A 15,647-nucleotide genomic window follows, 5' to 3' on the forward strand; every position below is an offset into this window, starting at 1 on the left:
AAATGCTTGTGCTTGGTATTTGGATGGTCAGCATGAATTTAGATTTTGATGTCATAATTGTTGGTGGTGGACACGCTGGTGTAGAAGCGGCGTCAGCTGCTGCGCGCGCTGGAGCGAACACTGCGCTTATCACACACAAGGCAAGCACTATTGGTGAGATGTCATGTAATCCGGCTATTGGCGGCTTGGGCAAAGGACACCTCGTTCGTGAGATTGACGCCCTTGATGGTATTATGGGACGCGCCGCTGATGTGTCTGGTATTCAGTTTCGATTGCTCAATCGATCTAAAGGCCCAGCTGTACAAGGCCCGCGTACACAAGCGGATAGAAAGCTTTATCGAAATGCTGTGCAGGCTGCCGTAAAGGCGCAGAAAAATTTGACCGTCATTGAAGACGGCATTGATGATCTCACATTTGAAAACGATGTTTTGTCAGGTGTCGTTGGCGAAAGCGGAACGATATATAAAAGCAAAGCTGTTGTGCTAACGACAGGGACTTTCCTTGATGGAATAATACATCGCGGCGAAGAGCGTATCCCTGCTGGCCGTATTGGCGACCAACCTGCAAAAGAACTTTCCAAGCGGCTTTATAGTTTGGATTTGGACATGGGCCGCCTTAAAACAGGAACGCCCGCAAGACTGGATAAAAATAGCATTGATTGGTCGCAATTAGAAATGCAGCCGGCCGATGATGATCCAGTGCCATTCTCGTTCCTGACGGATAAAATAACTGTGCCTCAAATTGAGTGTGGAATGACCTACACCAATGAAGAGACGCACAAAGTGATCAATGACAATATCTCTAAGTCAGCTGTCTATTCTGGAGCCATAGCTGGTAAAGGACCGCGCTATTGTCCATCTATTGAAGATAAGGTCACGCGCTTTGCAGATAGAAACCAGCATCAAATTTTCTTAGAGCCCGAAGGCTTAGATGATGATCTTGTCTATCCGAATGGTATTTCGACATCATTGCCAGCTGATGTGCAGGATAAATTCCTTCGCACGATGAAGGGTTTGGAGAATGTCAAAGTCGTTCAATATGGTTATGCTATTGAATATGATTACGTGGACCCTAGAGAGCTTAAAGCTGATTTACAGCTGAAGAAAGTTCCCGGTCTTTATCTGGCTGGTCAGATAAACGGGACAACTGGGTATGAAGAAGCTGGGGCTCAAGGCCTTATGGCAGGTGTAAATGCAGCACGTTCGACACAGGGTTTAGAGCCAGTCGTTCTCGATCGCTCTCAAGCGTATATCGGCGTTATGATAGATGACCTTGTGACACGCGGCGTGTCTGAACCCTATCGCATGTTTACGTCGCGCGCTGAATATAGATTGTCACTGCGTGCGGATAATGCGGACCAGCGGCTTACACCTTTCGCTGATGAATGGAATATCATTAGCGAGGACCGTAGATCAGCATTCAACAATAAACTGAACGCGCTTCAGCACGGTAGAGAGTTGCTTCAAAGATTGGCTATGACGCCCAATGAAGCGACTGATATTGGCGTCAAGATTACCCAAGATGGCCGTCGTCGTAGTGCGTATGAAATGCTAGCTTTCCCACACGTTGAGTATGAGACACTTGCTAAGAAATGGCCTGAACTGTTAGACCTTTCAAAACAGGTTCAGGAACAGCTTTCAATCGAAGCGATCTACGCCACTTATCTTGATCGGCAAAAAGCTGATATTGAATCTTTCCAGAAAGATGAGCGTTTAAAATTATCTGAGACGCTGGATTATAAACTTGTGGGAGGATTGTCCCATGAGGTGCGGTCCAAACTGGAATTGATAAAACCCATCACATTGGGGCAAGCGAGCCGGATTGAAGGTGTTACGCCGGGTGCAATTACAGCATTATTGGCGTATGTGAAGAAGTCTCAGAAAGCAGCTAGCTAATGAATAATCCGTTGGTGGATGAAGACGGATTCCGTTCTAAGGATCTTTCTGACTATTTAGATGTTTCACGTGAAACATTTGATAAGATAAATATCGTTGTCGAAGTTTTGGATAAGTGGCGAAAGACTCACAATCTTATTGGTCCATTAGAACGCAATCGTCTTTGGCGGCGTCATATTCTCGATTCATTACAGGTCTACCAATACCGCTCTGATAATGCATCAAAGTGGATTGATCTAGGATCTGGTGCGGGTTTTCCGGCACTTATTATGGCGTGTGCATCTGGTAATGCCGAAGAAAAATATACGCTTGTAGAATCTAATGGGAAGAAATGCGCATTTCTGAGGGCGGCTGCTAGAGCGGCGAATTTGAATATTTCTGTAGAAAACTCACGAATTGAGAGTGTTTCACGTGAAACTTACGATCATGTCACGTCAAGAGCGCTTGCATCATTGCCCCAACTCTACGATTATAGCGAAAGATTCCTCGCTAATAAGGCGAGCTGTATATTCCTAAAAGGGAAAGAAGTGTTGCAAGAAATCGAAATTGCTCAGTCTGACTGGGAGTTTGATTACGAGCTGCATGAGAGTTTCAGTCATACCGAAGGTCGTATTCTGGTTGTTAAGGGACTTAACCGTCGAAATAAATGAGCACACGGATTATCGCAGTAGCGAACCAAAAAGGAGGCGTTGGGAAAACCACGACTTCTATCAATCTAGGAACTGCCCTCGCAGCAGCGGGCCGCAAAGTACTTCTAATAGATTTTGACCCTCAAGGTAATGCTTCCACAGGCTTGGGCATACCACCGTCAGAACGTGATCTTACCAGCTATGATGTTGTCATAGACGGCGCAGAGATACGTGCAGCTTGCAAAGAGACGGTTATACCAAGGCTTCACATCATTCCTGGAGATGAAAACCTCTCTGGTGTTGAGACGAAACTGTCTGATGATCCACGCCGGTCTTATCGTTTTAAAGACGCTATGGATGCATATAGAGATGCAGCGGCAAATGGCGAATGCGATGAATATGATTTCGTTTTAATTGATTGCCCGCCATCTCTTAGCTCTCTAACGATAAACGCCATGACTGGCTGTGATGCGGTTCTTGTGCCATTGCAGTGTGAGTTTTTTGCGATGGAAGGTTTGAGTCAATTGCTACGCACTGTTGAAGTTGTACGCGGTGCATTGAATGCCGAGCTTGAAATTCAGGGTATTGTGTTGACGATGTATGACAAGCGTCAAGCGCAATCGGCGCAGGTCGAAGCAGACGTCAGATCGTTCTTTGGTTCTAAAGTGTATGAGACAGTCATTCCAAGGAATGTGAGATTGTCTGAAGCGCCTGGTTTTGGAAAACCTGCTTTGCTTTACGATCACAAATGTTCCGGTAGTGAGGCATATATCAAGCTGGCCAGTGAAGTGATTCAAAGAGAACGGGAGCGTGCATAATATGGCTAAAGACATAAACAAAGAAGATGCAGCGCCTAAAGCGAAACCATCACGGCTAGGTCGTGGATTGATGGATTTGATTGGTGAGCAAGCTCTACAACCAGATTCAGCGGCAAAGAAAACAGTGCCAGCAAGTGGTTCTGGTTTGGCAAAATTAAACGCTCTTGAAATTCCGATTAAATCAATTACTGGAAACCCAAACCAACCGCGTCAGACTTTCAAAGAAGAAGACCTTGCTGAGTTAGAAGCGTCCATTCGTATTAAGGGCGTTATTCAACCCATTCTCGTGCGACCTGATCCTAATAAGGGCGATGGTAAGTATCAGATTGTTGCTGGAGAGCGCCGCTGGCGTGCAGCGACGCGTGCTGGGCTGCGCACTGTACCGGCTGTTATCAAAGAGCTGGATGAGTTAGAGGTTCTTGAAATTGGTGTCATCGAGAATGTGCAACGCGCAGACTTGAACCCATTAGAGGAAGCGGAAGCTTATCAATCTTTGATCAAACGGTTTGGTCGAACGCAGGATATGCTGGCGGATCATGTTGGAAAAAGTCGTCCTCATATCGCAAATACGCTCCGGCTATTAAATCTTCCTGATGAAGCGCGTGATCTTTTGAGAGAAGGTCATCTAAGTGCTGGACATGCACGGGCGGCATTGGGTGCTCCAGATCCTATGCTTGTGGTAGAGCGTGTGATGAAAAATGGTCTGTCTGTGCGTGATACCGAAAAATTAGCGCATAAGTTCAGAATGCTTGCTGAAAATGGTATGAAAGAGAAATCTGCTACCAAACCCGCAGGCCATAAAGACGTTGATACAGAAGCGTTGGAATCTGATCTAGCGCACGCGCTTGGCTTGAATGTTGAAATTAAACATAAGGGCAATAAGGGCGGTGAGATCAAAATTCAGTACACGCAATTAGAGCAGTTGGATGATGTGTGTCGGCGTCTTACCTCTGCGCGGACGACACGCTGATCTACACCTGACGACGGCTGAAGCGATCTATGACGATCTTTAAAATGGCTTCGGCAGGTATGCCACCTTGTTTGCAGGTTTTCTCAGCTGCATACAGGGTGGACAATGCGCGGTTTAATCTGGCGGCATCCCAATCTTTTAGCATCTTATTGAAAGCAGGTCGGTCGCGATCAAATACTGGTGGCCTTAGAAAACGTGCTCCAGACTGAGCATCGATAACTCTCAATAGTCTGTAGTGCAGTGTCCTTAGCGCTGAGATAGCTGAGCCGCCTGCATCCAAAAAACGGTCGAGTGACTTATTGGCTTCATCAATATCGCCCGCTAAAGCTGCGTCAGCTGCGTTGTCAGCGCCGCGCGGTTGTTCTGTAGAGCAGATAGCTTTGATGTCATCTGGTTGGATTGAGCGACCAAGGTCAAAGGCGTAAAGGCTAAGCTTTTCTATCTCTGCATTTGCGAGGCGCCTGTCACCGGGTAGCTCGGCTGCAAATTGTTCCAGAGCAAGCTCGTCAATCTGGATATTTTGATCGCTTAGCTTGATACGGATGTATTCACTAGTCTCGACGTCTGAGTCAGCAAAAAATTGTAAGCATGCTGTATCGGGAGACGTAGAGAAGCTAGTGCGAAGTTTAGAACTTTTTTTAAGTTCTCCTGCTTCCAGAATGAGAAAATTCTCTGGGTATAATTTACCCGTAGCGATTTGGTCCACGATCGCAATCAATTGTTTGGCGATCGATTCATTGCTTAATCGCACGCGAAGGATCTGTTTGATACCTAGCAAAGAAACTGCGCTAAGATGCTCAGTCAGCAAGCCAGGGTCTTTCTTCAATTCGTCTTCATGTAAACGAACAATGTCGAGTTCGGAGTTTTCAACCTTACGCCATTTCTGAACTAGCGTTTGTGCAGCGTCTGACACGACGCCAAGATCTTCGCCAAATGCAAGCACTACATTTATGCCTGCTTTAGGCCTTTGAACAAAATTTAGAGCTTTGTCGCCTGATAAGTTCAAGGAATACGGTCCAGTTTATCTTGGTTGTCCTCAAGAGATTTAGCTGCATCATCTTCTTCTGCAGTTTCAGTAAGGGTGGACTCTGCTTCCTTCATTTGAATATCTTGTCTTGATGAGGTTGCATCTAGAGAAAGTTGTTCTTGTAAGCGCCGCGACAGCAGATAAGCGACACGTTCTCGTGCATCCGTTTGTAGTGCGATATCTCCATATTCAGAATTAGCGACGTCGTAATCAGTTTGGACGCTCACAGATCCGGATAACAAAACCCTACCTTCAATATCTCGTAGAGTGTAATTTGCCGTACCAATTATAGTGGTGCGAGAGACCCCAACATTGGCTTTAAGATTTAAGCGTTGCAAACCTTCTACTGCGGTAACAGTTAAAAATGCACCATCTTCTATTCCTGGAAGTCCGCTACTAAGTGTGCGTGTTAATTCCTGCCGCAACCTATGCCCGATACGCCCATCAATTTGCATGACTTTGATAGGCCCATTCATAGCATCCACGTTTCCATAAACAGGCTGAAAACCGCAACTGCTTAGCCCAAGGCTAGCAGTTGTGATTATTAACATAGAAGCAATGAAGTGTTTCTGGGTCATGAGATCACTATATTCACAATTCTGCCTGGAACGACAATAATTTTCTTCACGGTTTTATCCGCAAGAAATGCCGCTACTTTGGGATCACTGAGCGCTATTTCTTCGACAGCATCTTTTGTCGCTGATTTATCGACTTCTATCTCACCGCGTTTTTTTCCATTAACTTGAACCGGCATAGTCAATGTATCGGAAGTCATTAGCTTTTCATCAGCTATAGGCCAAGGTGCACTAGAGACTAAGCCTTCACCACCAAGAGCAGCCCAGCTTTCTTCAGCGACGTGGGGTGCAAAAGGTGAGACGAGCTGCGCAAGTGTTTTCAACGCAAATCGACGGGCAGTGGCTATACCGGGGCCTTTCGCATTCTCGGCTTTTTTCAAAGTATTTGAGAATTCATGGATTTGAGCGACGGATGTGTTGAAACGAAAATCTTTGATGCCGCGTGTAACGCCATCGATTGTTTTGTGGGTAGCACGAAGGAGTTCCGATGCTGCTCCGTCGCCAATTTCACCATCATCTTCAGCGGGGCCAGCCTCGGCCAAGGACCACAATTTCTGAATGAATTTCCAAGCACCTTCAGCGCCTGATTGCGTCCACTCTACATCGCGTTCCGGAGGAGAATCTGACAATACGAACCAGCGCGCGACGTCTGCACCATAATCTCCAATTATTATAGACGGGTCGACAACGTTCTTTTTTGATTTGGACATTTTTTCAATTTGTCCAACGCTAACAGGCTTTCCTGTTTCTAATTCAACAAGATTGCCGTCACGCTCTTCTATGTCTTCAGGAGATAACCATTTGCCCTCGGAAGATTTGTAAGTCTCATGAGTTACCATGCCTTGCGTGAATAATCCTGCAAATGGCTCACCGGCTGGAAGGTCTATGATTCCGCAATCATGCATGGCTCTTGTAAAAAAGCGAGAATATAGAAGATGAAGGATAGCATGTTCTACACCCCCAATATATTGGTCCACAGGTAACCAATAGCTTGCAGCTTCTTTATTGACGGGTTCAATCGAATCTGAATCACAAAAGCGCGCGAAATACCAAGATGAATCCATGAAGGTATCTAAAGTATCGGTTTCACGCGTTGCTGGTTTTGCGCATTTTGGACAAGTTGTATGCTTCCAAGTCGGGTGACGATCGAGCGGATTTCCAGGCGCTGAAAAATCAGGATCATCAGGAAGTTTAATCGGAAGCTGGTCTTCTGGGACTGGCACGACACCGCAATCATCACAACGGATTGCAGGGATAGGACAACCCCAATAGCGTTGACGAGAAATACCCCAGTCACGCAAACGGTATGTCGTGGAGGAAGACCCCAAGCCTAATTCTTCAAGCTTTGCTATTGCAGCTTTAATCCCTTCAGATGTCGATAGGCCATCAAGGAATTTAGAGTTAAACAGAGTGCCTGTTCCAGTATAGGCTTCATTCTCTATCGTATAGGTTTCTGGATCAGCATTCGCTGGGAGTACGACTGGTATGACTGGCAAGTCATACTTGCGGGCAAAATCTAAATCGCGCTGATCACCAGCAGGAGACCCAAAAACAGCACCAGATCCATATGTTGATAAAACAAAGTTGGCAGACCAGACAGGTATTTCCCATTCAGGATTGAAAGGGTGTTTAACTTTTAAGCCAAGATCAATTCCGAGTTTTGGTGCTTTTTCTATGGCTTCTTCTGTTGTTCCACCTTTCGCTGCTTCAGTGATAAAAGCAGCAATTTTTGGGTTGGTTTTCGCTAATTCTTTTGTAATGGCGTGATCAGGAGCCAAAGCAACAAAACTCGCACCAAAAAGCGTGTCAGGGCGCGTTGTGAAGACGTCTATGCCTTTTTCATGCCCCTTGGGTGCTTCACCAGCAAATGGCCATGTAAAGGTCGCTCCGAGACTTTTACCAATCCAATTGGCTTGCATGGTACGGACTTTTTCAGGCCAGCGGTCTAAGCTGTCTAATCCCTTTAACAGGTCTTCAGCATAATGGGTTATTTTAAGAGTCCATTGCTCAAGCTCGCGTTGTTCGACAATGGCACCTGAACGCCAGCCCTTGCCATCAATGACCTGTTCATTAGCAAGAACAGTATTGTCGACTGGGTCCCAATTCACCTTCGATTTTTTACGGAAAACCAAATTGTTTTCCCAAAATTTCAGGAAGATTTTTTGTTGCTGGCCATAATAGTCTGCATCACAAGTGGCGAATTCGCGTTTCCAATCGAGAGACAGTCCCAAAGGAGAAAATTGTTCCTTCATGGCGTCTATGTTTTCATGCGTCCAAACGCCGGGTTGAGCACCTTTTTCCATTGCTGCATTTTCAGCCGGCATTCCAAATGCATCCCAACCCATTGGATGAAGCACATTATAGCCATTTGAAATATGAAAACGGGCAACAACATCGCCCATCGCATAATTGCGAACGTGACCCATGTGGAGGCGACCTGATGGGTATGGAAACATTTCAAGGACGTATGCTTTTGGCATATCGCCAGCTTCTGCAGGAGTTTTCGCTTCAAAAATTTGAGCGTCTGCCCACGCTTTTTGCCATTTGGGCTCTACTTCGCGTGCATTATATCGCGAGACCATAAATCGCCTTCCATCCATCAAGTAGGTTCTTGATGCCTATTTTAAGTATATTATTTCAAACACGCCGAAATCTTAGATCACGGCGTGAGTTTCATAAGGTGTATCTGGTATGTCAATTTGAATTGATGACCAAGAAATTTTGAAGTTGTTAGAATGAACTATTCTATCGAAGACAAACGAAGCTCACGCGCACGGCTCAAAATTGCGTTTTCGAGCGCTGCACCAGTTCCTTCATCGACATTTGCTGTTTGCCAATTGCCGTTAACGAGCACTTCTTTTTGCACAGCGACTTTCACACCGTCTGCGCGCAATCTTGTATCAAGAATGTAAACAGTGGTTTTAAAACGCTCATCAGGTAATTCTGGGTTTGCGTACCAATCTGAATTGATAACACCGCCATATGGGTCTGCTGATTTTAGAGGCATAAAACTAATTGTATCGAGGGATGCACGCCAGAGGTAAGCATTTACGCCAATACCAGCTTGCTGTTTACCGTCTGCGCTTACTTTTCTGACAGTTGCCTGGTCAGAAGAACCGCCAAACGACGAACAGCCAGTTGCTGCAAGCGATGCTGCCAAAATTGCGAATCCGGTGATCTTTACAGAGGCCATATGCCTTTACTCCATGTCAGAGGCGCGGGGTATTGCACCATTTCTAAACACCTCATTAACTGGCAGATGCCCTATGGCGCAAGTGTTGAGATGTATGGTCTTCGCGATAAGTTTCGGACATATAAGACTTCGTCAATTTGATTCATGATTAATATGCATTCAGAATAAGGACGTAGATGGAATGAAATATCAAAACCTGATTTCTGGATTTTTTGTGGTGGCGACAGGCGCTGGCAGCGTTGGGCAATCCGCTCAAGCGCAGGATAATCCTATAGAATTCAATGCGGAAGCTGTATTTTTGGGTCGTCTCATTGACGAAAATAATTCTTCAGAAAGTCAGCCTTTTGCAACGCAATTTGGTGTCGGAATTGAAAAAAAACACTATTTCGACAATGGTATGTCGCTTGGTTTTGTCGGCGAGATACGTGGTCAAATTGATAATGAAACGCGACAAGGTTTTGCGGGACATTTGCAGTTTGATTCCAATGAATTAGCTGAAAACAGTGATTTTACTGGAATACGTGCTCCATCAACAGGACTTTCAGTTTCTTCTAATGAGGTAGATTATGGCCCGTATGGGAGTCTTGAACAGGCTTTTTTATATCTAAAATCAGGTTGGGGAGAATTGAGTGTCGGACGAGATATTGGGGCGGCGGCTCGGTTGGATGCTAGACCACCGCGTGTGATGCAGTTTGGGAGTCCAAATAGTTCTCGATTAAATGCGACATCGTCTTCTATCGTTAGATCCAGAAATGATGTGACCGGACCCAGCACCAAAATAACATATATGTCGCCGCGATTGCTTGGCTTTCGTGCCGGTGCTTCCTACACTCCAAAAGCGAATGCTAAAGGTGTTGATTTTAGCTCTAGTGTTAATACGGCAGGCGTCAAAAATGCCAATCTGGAAGATGTCTACGAAGCTGGATTATCGTTTTCCCATTTGTTTAGAGATCAGGATTTTCGAATCAGGCTTGGATTAACCGGCATAAATGCAACCTCATCGAGTGCTAATTCGAGGTTTGGCGATTATGCAGCTATTGGGGGGGGCGCAGAATTTGAAAAAGGTGATTGGAAACTGGGCGGTAGGTATATAGATGCTGATAATGCCATTGAAAGTGAGAATGCTAATTATCGTGCATGGGAAATCGGTTTAACGCGGGAAATCAATGACTGGGTCGTCGGTGCAGAATTTGGAAGTGCAAAAGACAAATTGCTGGACATCTCGGGTGAAAATTTCTCTTTGGGAGTTTCTAAGCCTCTCAACAAATTTGTAGATATTGGCGTATCTTACATTTCGTCAAAGACTGAATTTTTTAACCAAGAAATTGAAGGGAATGGCGCCGTTTTCGAGCTTATTGTGCGTTATGAGTAACACTTAAAGGAAATTTAAGCTTTATTCCGCACTTTTGGAGGAATTACACTTTCCGACAGGCGCCGATGGTAGTAGGTAGGAGGGTGTGGAATAAATATTTTTTATTTGGGTTGTTATGAAACTTTTCGCTGGTCTTTTAATTTCTGCTGCTATGTTTGCTGCACCTGCTTGGGCTGATGAGCCACAAGTTGTTGAGTCAACTGTAGCTGAATTTGAAACAAATAGCGCACCAATAAAATGGTATGAAAGTTTTGTTTACAAAGCGAATGAAGATGCTGAAAAGAAATCATTTCTAGTCGCACCTACTACTGAAACTGATGAGTTTGGGTTGGCTTGGAGTGGAAATGGTCGTTGGGGGCTGACCCTTGATATGACACGTCGTTCAGGTGATGATGTGCATGTGCTTCCTGAAGAAGAAATCACAGCTGGTGCTTTCTATCAGTTCTCACCTCGCTTCCGTATTGGTGGCGGGATTAGTATTGGTGGAGAAAGACTTTCTCAAGATACATCAAGCTGGGTCGATCAAGAGAATGAAACTGGTGTTCGCATCGAGTCTGCTTTTTCTTTCTAAACTTCAACTATTTGAATTCATGTAAAGCCGTCGACACCTGCATATCCTGCATGTTGGATGATTGCATGTGCATTTTTAGGGTTTAATCCACCTAATCCGTAAATTGGAATTTGCGACTCCTGACACAAAAACCTTAGTTTTGCTGGACCCATCGCATTGGGTGCGGATGGACTGCGACTTGGAAAAACAGCCGAGACAAAGCAAGCATCAAAATTCAATTTACCTGCATTTGAAATCTGTCTGAATGAATGGGCAGAGCAGGTATTAAGTTTGTAAAACCGTTTATGTTGTAAAAAGTGTCTGATGTATTTTTTTGGCCAATGGACTCCATCTGGCTGAATAAAATCAGCGAGTTTTGGGTCATGAGATATTATCAGTTTCAAACGATTTTTTCTGGCTATGATCTTTAGCTCTTCTCCAATAGTGAAACGATCATTTTTACCAAAATGCCGATATAGTATTCCACTGCCTTGAGGCAATTGCCTTGCAATGGAAACCGGATCAGGTGTTCGGTTTGGATCTGTTACAAATATGCTTGCTGGTAAAACAGATTCCAATCGAGCAGGTTTTCTAGATAAGAAATATGCACGATTTACAGATAGAAGCTTGCGACGATCGGAAGTTTGCGGTTCAACAAAACTCATGATGCAAACACCTGATCTTTCTATTTCCGAGCGACGCGCAGATATATTAGCACGTATTAAAAAAACCGCCCTTTCAAAAGGGGTGGACCCGCAATCTATCACTTTAACCGCTGTTTCCAAAGTACAACCAGAAAACAGAATAGAGGATATGTTGGCAATAGGTCAGCGTGTCTATGGAGAGAATAGAGTTCAAGAAGCGTTTGAACGCTGGGGTGAACGTAAACAACAAATCCCTGATTTGAAGCTGAGATTGATTGGTCCATTGCAAACCAATAAGGCTGAGGAAGCAGTTAGATTATTTGATGTCATTGAAACCATTGATAGGCTGAAGCTTGCCCAGTCTATTGCAAAAGCGGTACAGAAAACTGGAAAAAACCCAGAATTATTTGTTCAAGTTAACACAGGAGAGGAAGATCAAAAGGCTGGTATACTTCCTGGAGAAGTAGATGATTTCTTAAAACAAATCGTCAGTGAATTTAGCCTGAAAATATCAGGTTTAATGTGCATTCCACCTGTTGATGAACCCGCTGGACCCCATTTTGCCCTGCTTAGAAAAATAGCAAATCGAAACGGAATTTCTAAATTATCAATGGGAATGAGTAGTGATTTTGAAACTGCAATAGGTTTTGGGGCGACGCATGTGAGAGTCGGATCTGCATTATTTGGTGAGCGCATCCCCAAAGCATAAGCGAAGCTTAGCCAATTTTCACGTAATCGCCTATTTGAGCATCCTCGAGTAATTCGAGTAAATGTTCTTTGGCAAGCGCAACGCAACCTTCTGTGCCCTCATACTCATTTCTTTTAATATGCATGAAGATTGCGCTTCCATTTCCCAGAATGGGCGGTTGATCATTATAACCTAGCTCTACGATAATATCGTATACGCCATCATCACGCCAAAGTTTCTCATGGCTGTATGCATAAGGCAGATTCACAAGACGATTGTAGTTTTCTGTGTCTTCCGGGTCGTCACTCCATCCCATTGAGGGAGATAGAGCAAATGTTTCTAACTTAGTTTCTGGGCAATTTAGCCTATCTGGCCGATAAAAAACACGCCTTATCGGCCATTCACCAATGGGACTTTTATTATCTCCCTCGCGTTTAAGGTTTGCGAGGATTAGCCCTTTTTTTCCAAGTGAACAACGATAGCTTTTGTCCTTCCAAGAGATCACAGAGCTCTCATTTGCTCTAAAATTCGCGTGATAATAGCTACTCATCTCTTCCACCACTCAATAACAATGCTTACATTCTAATCTAATGTATAGATTTTGGCCTTAATTCTATGACCATAATCTAAAGACAACCATTGTGAGGAGATCAACGTGTCGCAAATTAAGACCATTCTTATCGTAGATGATGATAATGACCTGCGTGAGGCGTTGGCAGAGCAATTTGAGCGGCATGAAGGATTTTCTATAATTCAAGCGCACAATGCGACTGAAGGAATGAACTTGGCTGAAGCTGAAAAGCCAGATCTTGTTATACTCGATGTAGAGATGCCTGATATGGATGGCCGTGATGCTTGCAAATTAATGCGGAAACATGGTCTTCGTGTTCCCGTCATAATGTTGACGGGTCAAGATTCTGATTCAGATATGGTGCTTGGTTTGGATTCCGGCGCTAATGATTACGTTGCTAAACCCTTTAAATTCACAGTGTTACTCGCTCGCGTGCGTGCGCATTTACGGACATTTGAACAAAGCGAAGATGCAACTTTTAAAGTCGGGCCGTATGAATTTAGACCTTCTATGAAGTCTTTGACGGATGAAGCTGGCAAGAAAATACGTCTGACCGAAAAAGAAACGAATATTTTGAAATATTTGTATCGTGCCGAAGGCAAAGCTGTTGCGAGGGAAGAGCTTCTATCAGAAGTGTGGGGTTACAATGCAAATGTAACCACCCACACACTAGAAACTCATATCTATCGATTGCGCCAGAAAATTGAACCTGACCCACAACATGCGTATCTGTTGATTACAGAAACGGGTGGATACAGGCTGCAATTATAGGGTTTGCTTTTAAACAGCAGATTTTAGATTAATCGTTACAGGTGCGTGATCGGATGGTTTTTCACCGCCGCGGTCATCTTTGTGAATTTCATAGCTAGCCGGATCGGTGAGGGGAGTGGCTGCTCTGTTTGCCCAAATGTGATCTAGGCGGCGGCCTCTGTTAGATTTTTCCCAATCTTTTGCGCGATAGCTCCACCATGAGTACAGTTTTTCTTTGTCTTCATGCTTCACGCGAGCAATGTCAGCAAAACCACCTTCTTTTAGAATACGATCTACTGCTTGAGTTTCTATTGGTGTGTGACTGACAACTTTCAGCAATTGTTTGTGTGACCAAACATCATGCTCTCTGGGTGCAACATTTATATCGCCAACAACAATAAGCGGCTGTGAATCATTTGACCGAGCCGAATAAGTTTTTTCCATGCGCGCGAGGAATTCAAGCTTGTGTGCAAATTTATCATTGATTGTAGGGTCAGGCTCATCACCACCAGCTGGCACATATAGATTGTGAACTTCTACACCTGCAACGCGTACTGATATTGCTCTAGCTTCTTCACGTATACAGAAATCGGGTGTTTCTAACCGTTCTAATGGATACCGCGACCCAATAGCGACGCCATGCATTCCTTTTTGTCCAGCAATCTCAACATAGGGGAGGCCGGCCTCTTCAAATGCTTTAAGCGGATATTCCGCTTCGCGGCATTTTATTTCTTGAAGGCACAAAATATCTGGCTTTTCGCGTGCAATAAAATCAGCCACGCGAGGCATGCGCAAACGGACGGAATTTATATTCCAAGAAGTTAAACGAAGATCTGTCATAGATTTAGGTCTATGGAGCGTTGCGAATTATTGCAAGCCATCAAATGTAAGGCTGCATAGCAATAATGAACAAAATGAAGAACAAACAAATGCGCCCGACTGCGGGGAACAATCGGGCGCGATAAATTGTGGTATTCGAGGAGGGGATAGCTCCCTTTCAACCAGATCAGTTCAGAAAAAGCCTGCGGGGGGAAACCAAGCCTTCGTATTGAAACTGACGTGGTAAAATTGACACATAAAAATCTAAAATACAATAAGTTTTATTTTATTTTTTTGTGTGACCAAAAGGTCGACAGACACAATGTTGGCTTAATTGTGAGTCCTGCGTCCATTTAACGACGGTCTCTATTGTCCTCATCTTCAAGAACAAAGAGACGAGGGCTGATATTTCCATTCAATTCCATGTCGAATAAATCTACACGCGTTTCATTTCCAAGCCCATCTATCGTCACCCATCCCATGAGATCATAGTTTTCTTTAGAAAATTTCAGAAAAACTAATCCATCAATAGCTTCATCACCATTCTTGGGGTTGTCTTCTATGACAACGAGGTGGGAATCTGGAAGTGATCTGACATCAAGAATAGTTGTATCCTCAGCTAGGTTGAGTGTTTTCTTGAGAAAGTGCTTTAACGGCGTCGCAGATAAAGGTGCACGATCGATTGTGTCTAATTCTTTATCCTCAATCGCGACCGTTGTTCCATCTGAAACAATTAAATACGGGGTAGGGGCGGCATATTCAAAACGAACGCGCCCTGGACGCCGAAGATAAAAATCACCTGTTGTGATTTCTCCCATTGCGTCCGTTTGTTTGAAGCCGCCGCGTGCTGTTTTTGTATCAGCCATTCTCGCATTGATTTTGGTAAGAAGTTCGTTGTTTTGAAAATCAACAGCGGGGGCAATTGCTTGGTTGGCACTCTCAACAATTTCAATTTGTTGATTTGGCAAAGTATCCACATCTTGAGCAGGTGCTGCAAAAGCTATGAATAACGGGATAAGGGAGGATGCAATAATCATAATGGTAGAATTAAACTCAGGCTCGGCGAAAACAAGACGCTTAAAAGGAAATCTTGCCTAAATTGGCCTGATTTTATGAATAGGGGTTCAGCTAGATAGGCTTTTATTC

General features: G+C 44.3%; 16 protein-coding genes. 8 read left to right on the forward strand and 8 right to left on the reverse strand.

Going from position 1 to position 15,647, the window contains the following annotated elements:
- The first annotated feature begins 32 nt into the window (after positions 1-32).
- The 4 genes from mnmG to HBAL_RS00020 are packed head-to-tail and all read left to right on the forward strand — an operon-like array spanning position 33 to position 4,312.
- Positions 33-1,895 (forward strand): tRNA uridine-5-carboxymethylaminomethyl(34) synthesis enzyme MnmG, encoded by a 1,863-nt coding sequence (gene mnmG / locus HBAL_RS00005; RefSeq protein ID WP_012777861.1) that lies wholly within the window; start codon positions 33-35, stop codon positions 1,893-1,895.
- Complete coding sequence (gene rsmG / locus HBAL_RS00010) at positions 1,895-2,545, forward strand: 16S rRNA (guanine(527)-N(7))-methyltransferase RsmG (RefSeq protein ID WP_012777862.1); 651 nt, start codon at positions 1,895-1,897, stop codon at positions 2,543-2,545. The genes mnmG and rsmG overlap by 1 nt, the downstream gene beginning before the upstream one ends.
- A complete protein-coding gene (locus HBAL_RS00015; RefSeq protein WP_012777863.1) occupies positions 2,542-3,342 on the forward strand; it encodes a ParA family protein in 801 nt (266 codons plus the stop codon). Before rsmG ends, HBAL_RS00015 begins: the two co-directional genes overlap by 4 nt.
- A 1-nt stretch (position 3,343) precedes the next feature.
- The gene (locus tag HBAL_RS00020) at positions 3,344-4,312 is read left to right on the forward strand and encodes a ParB/RepB/Spo0J family partition protein (RefSeq protein ID WP_012777864.1); all 969 of its coding nucleotides are present in this window, start codon (positions 3,344-3,346) and stop codon (positions 4,310-4,312) included.
- Between the two features lies 1 nt (position 4,313).
- On the opposite strand, the gene holA is transcribed toward HBAL_RS00020, so the two are convergent.
- From holA to HBAL_RS00040, 4 genes are all read right to left on the reverse strand, one after another.
- Positions 4,314-5,318, reverse strand: a complete 1,005-nt coding sequence (holA, locus tag HBAL_RS00025; RefSeq protein ID WP_012777865.1) for a DNA polymerase III subunit delta — start codon at positions 5,316-5,318, stop codon at positions 4,314-4,316.
- Positions 5,315-5,917, reverse strand: coding sequence for a hypothetical protein (locus tag HBAL_RS00030; RefSeq protein WP_012777866.1), 603 nt, complete (start codon positions 5,915-5,917; stop codon positions 5,315-5,317). Before HBAL_RS00030 ends, holA begins: the two co-directional genes overlap by 4 nt.
- Positions 5,914-8,496, reverse strand: a complete 2,583-nt coding sequence (gene leuS / locus HBAL_RS00035; RefSeq protein WP_012777867.1) for a leucine--tRNA ligase — start codon at positions 8,494-8,496, stop codon at positions 5,914-5,916. Before leuS ends, HBAL_RS00030 begins: the two co-directional genes overlap by 4 nt.
- A 158-nt stretch (positions 8,497-8,654) precedes the next feature.
- Entirely contained in the window at positions 8,655-9,107 is a 453-nt protein-coding gene (locus tag HBAL_RS00040; RefSeq protein WP_012777868.1) for a DUF3576 domain-containing protein, read from the reverse strand.
- A 181-nt stretch (positions 9,108-9,288) separates the two neighbouring features.
- Here HBAL_RS00040 and HBAL_RS00045 point away from each other — a divergent pair, with 181 nt between their 5' ends.
- Together HBAL_RS00045 and HBAL_RS00050 are read left to right on the forward strand one after the other, a co-directional pair.
- Entirely contained in the window at positions 9,289-10,479 is a 1,191-nt protein-coding gene (locus HBAL_RS00045; RefSeq protein WP_012777869.1) for a porin, read from the forward strand.
- A gap of 115 nt (positions 10,480-10,594) precedes the next feature.
- Entirely contained in the window at positions 10,595-11,050 is a 456-nt protein-coding gene (locus HBAL_RS00050) for an NtrZ family periplasmic regulatory protein (RefSeq protein WP_012777870.1), read from the forward strand.
- A gap of 17 nt (positions 11,051-11,067) precedes the next feature.
- Here the strand turns inward: HBAL_RS00050 and HBAL_RS00055 are convergent, their stop codons facing one another.
- Entirely contained in the window at positions 11,068-11,694 is a 627-nt protein-coding gene (locus HBAL_RS00055) for a thiamine phosphate synthase (RefSeq protein WP_083773100.1), read from the reverse strand.
- 1 nt (position 11,695) lies between these two features.
- On the opposite strand from HBAL_RS00055, the gene HBAL_RS00060 reads away from it, so the two are divergent.
- Positions 11,696-12,382: a YggS family pyridoxal phosphate-dependent enzyme gene (locus tag HBAL_RS00060; protein WP_012777872.1), complete on the forward strand. Its 687-nt coding sequence runs from the start codon at positions 11,696-11,698 to the stop codon at positions 12,380-12,382.
- 7 nt (positions 12,383-12,389) lie between these two features.
- On the opposite strand, the gene HBAL_RS00065 is transcribed toward HBAL_RS00060, so the two are convergent.
- Positions 12,390-12,911: a L,D-transpeptidase family protein gene (locus HBAL_RS00065; protein ID WP_012777873.1), complete on the reverse strand. Its 522-nt coding sequence runs from the start codon at positions 12,909-12,911 to the stop codon at positions 12,390-12,392.
- 105 nt (positions 12,912-13,016) lie between these two features.
- On the opposite strand from HBAL_RS00065, the gene HBAL_RS00070 reads away from it, so the two are divergent.
- Positions 13,017-13,703, forward strand: a complete 687-nt coding sequence (locus tag HBAL_RS00070; protein ID WP_012777874.1) for a response regulator transcription factor — start codon at positions 13,017-13,019, stop codon at positions 13,701-13,703.
- Positions 13,704-13,712: 9 nt separating this feature from the next.
- Here the strand turns inward: HBAL_RS00070 and xth are convergent, their stop codons facing one another.
- The gene (gene xth, locus HBAL_RS00075) at positions 13,713-14,522 is read right to left on the reverse strand and encodes an exodeoxyribonuclease III (protein ID WP_012777875.1); all 810 of its coding nucleotides are present in this window, start codon (positions 14,520-14,522) and stop codon (positions 13,713-13,715) included.
- A 332-nt stretch (positions 14,523-14,854) separates the two neighbouring features.
- Complete coding sequence (locus HBAL_RS00080; RefSeq protein WP_012777876.1) at positions 14,855-15,538, reverse strand: LolA family protein; 684 nt, start codon at positions 15,536-15,538, stop codon at positions 14,855-14,857.
- Positions 15,539-15,647: the final 109 nt, after the last annotated feature.

This window comes from Hirschia baltica ATCC 49814 (genome assembly GCF_000023785.1).
In the GTDB taxonomy this organism is placed as follows: Bacteria; Pseudomonadota; Alphaproteobacteria; order Caulobacterales; family Hyphomonadaceae; genus Hirschia; species Hirschia baltica.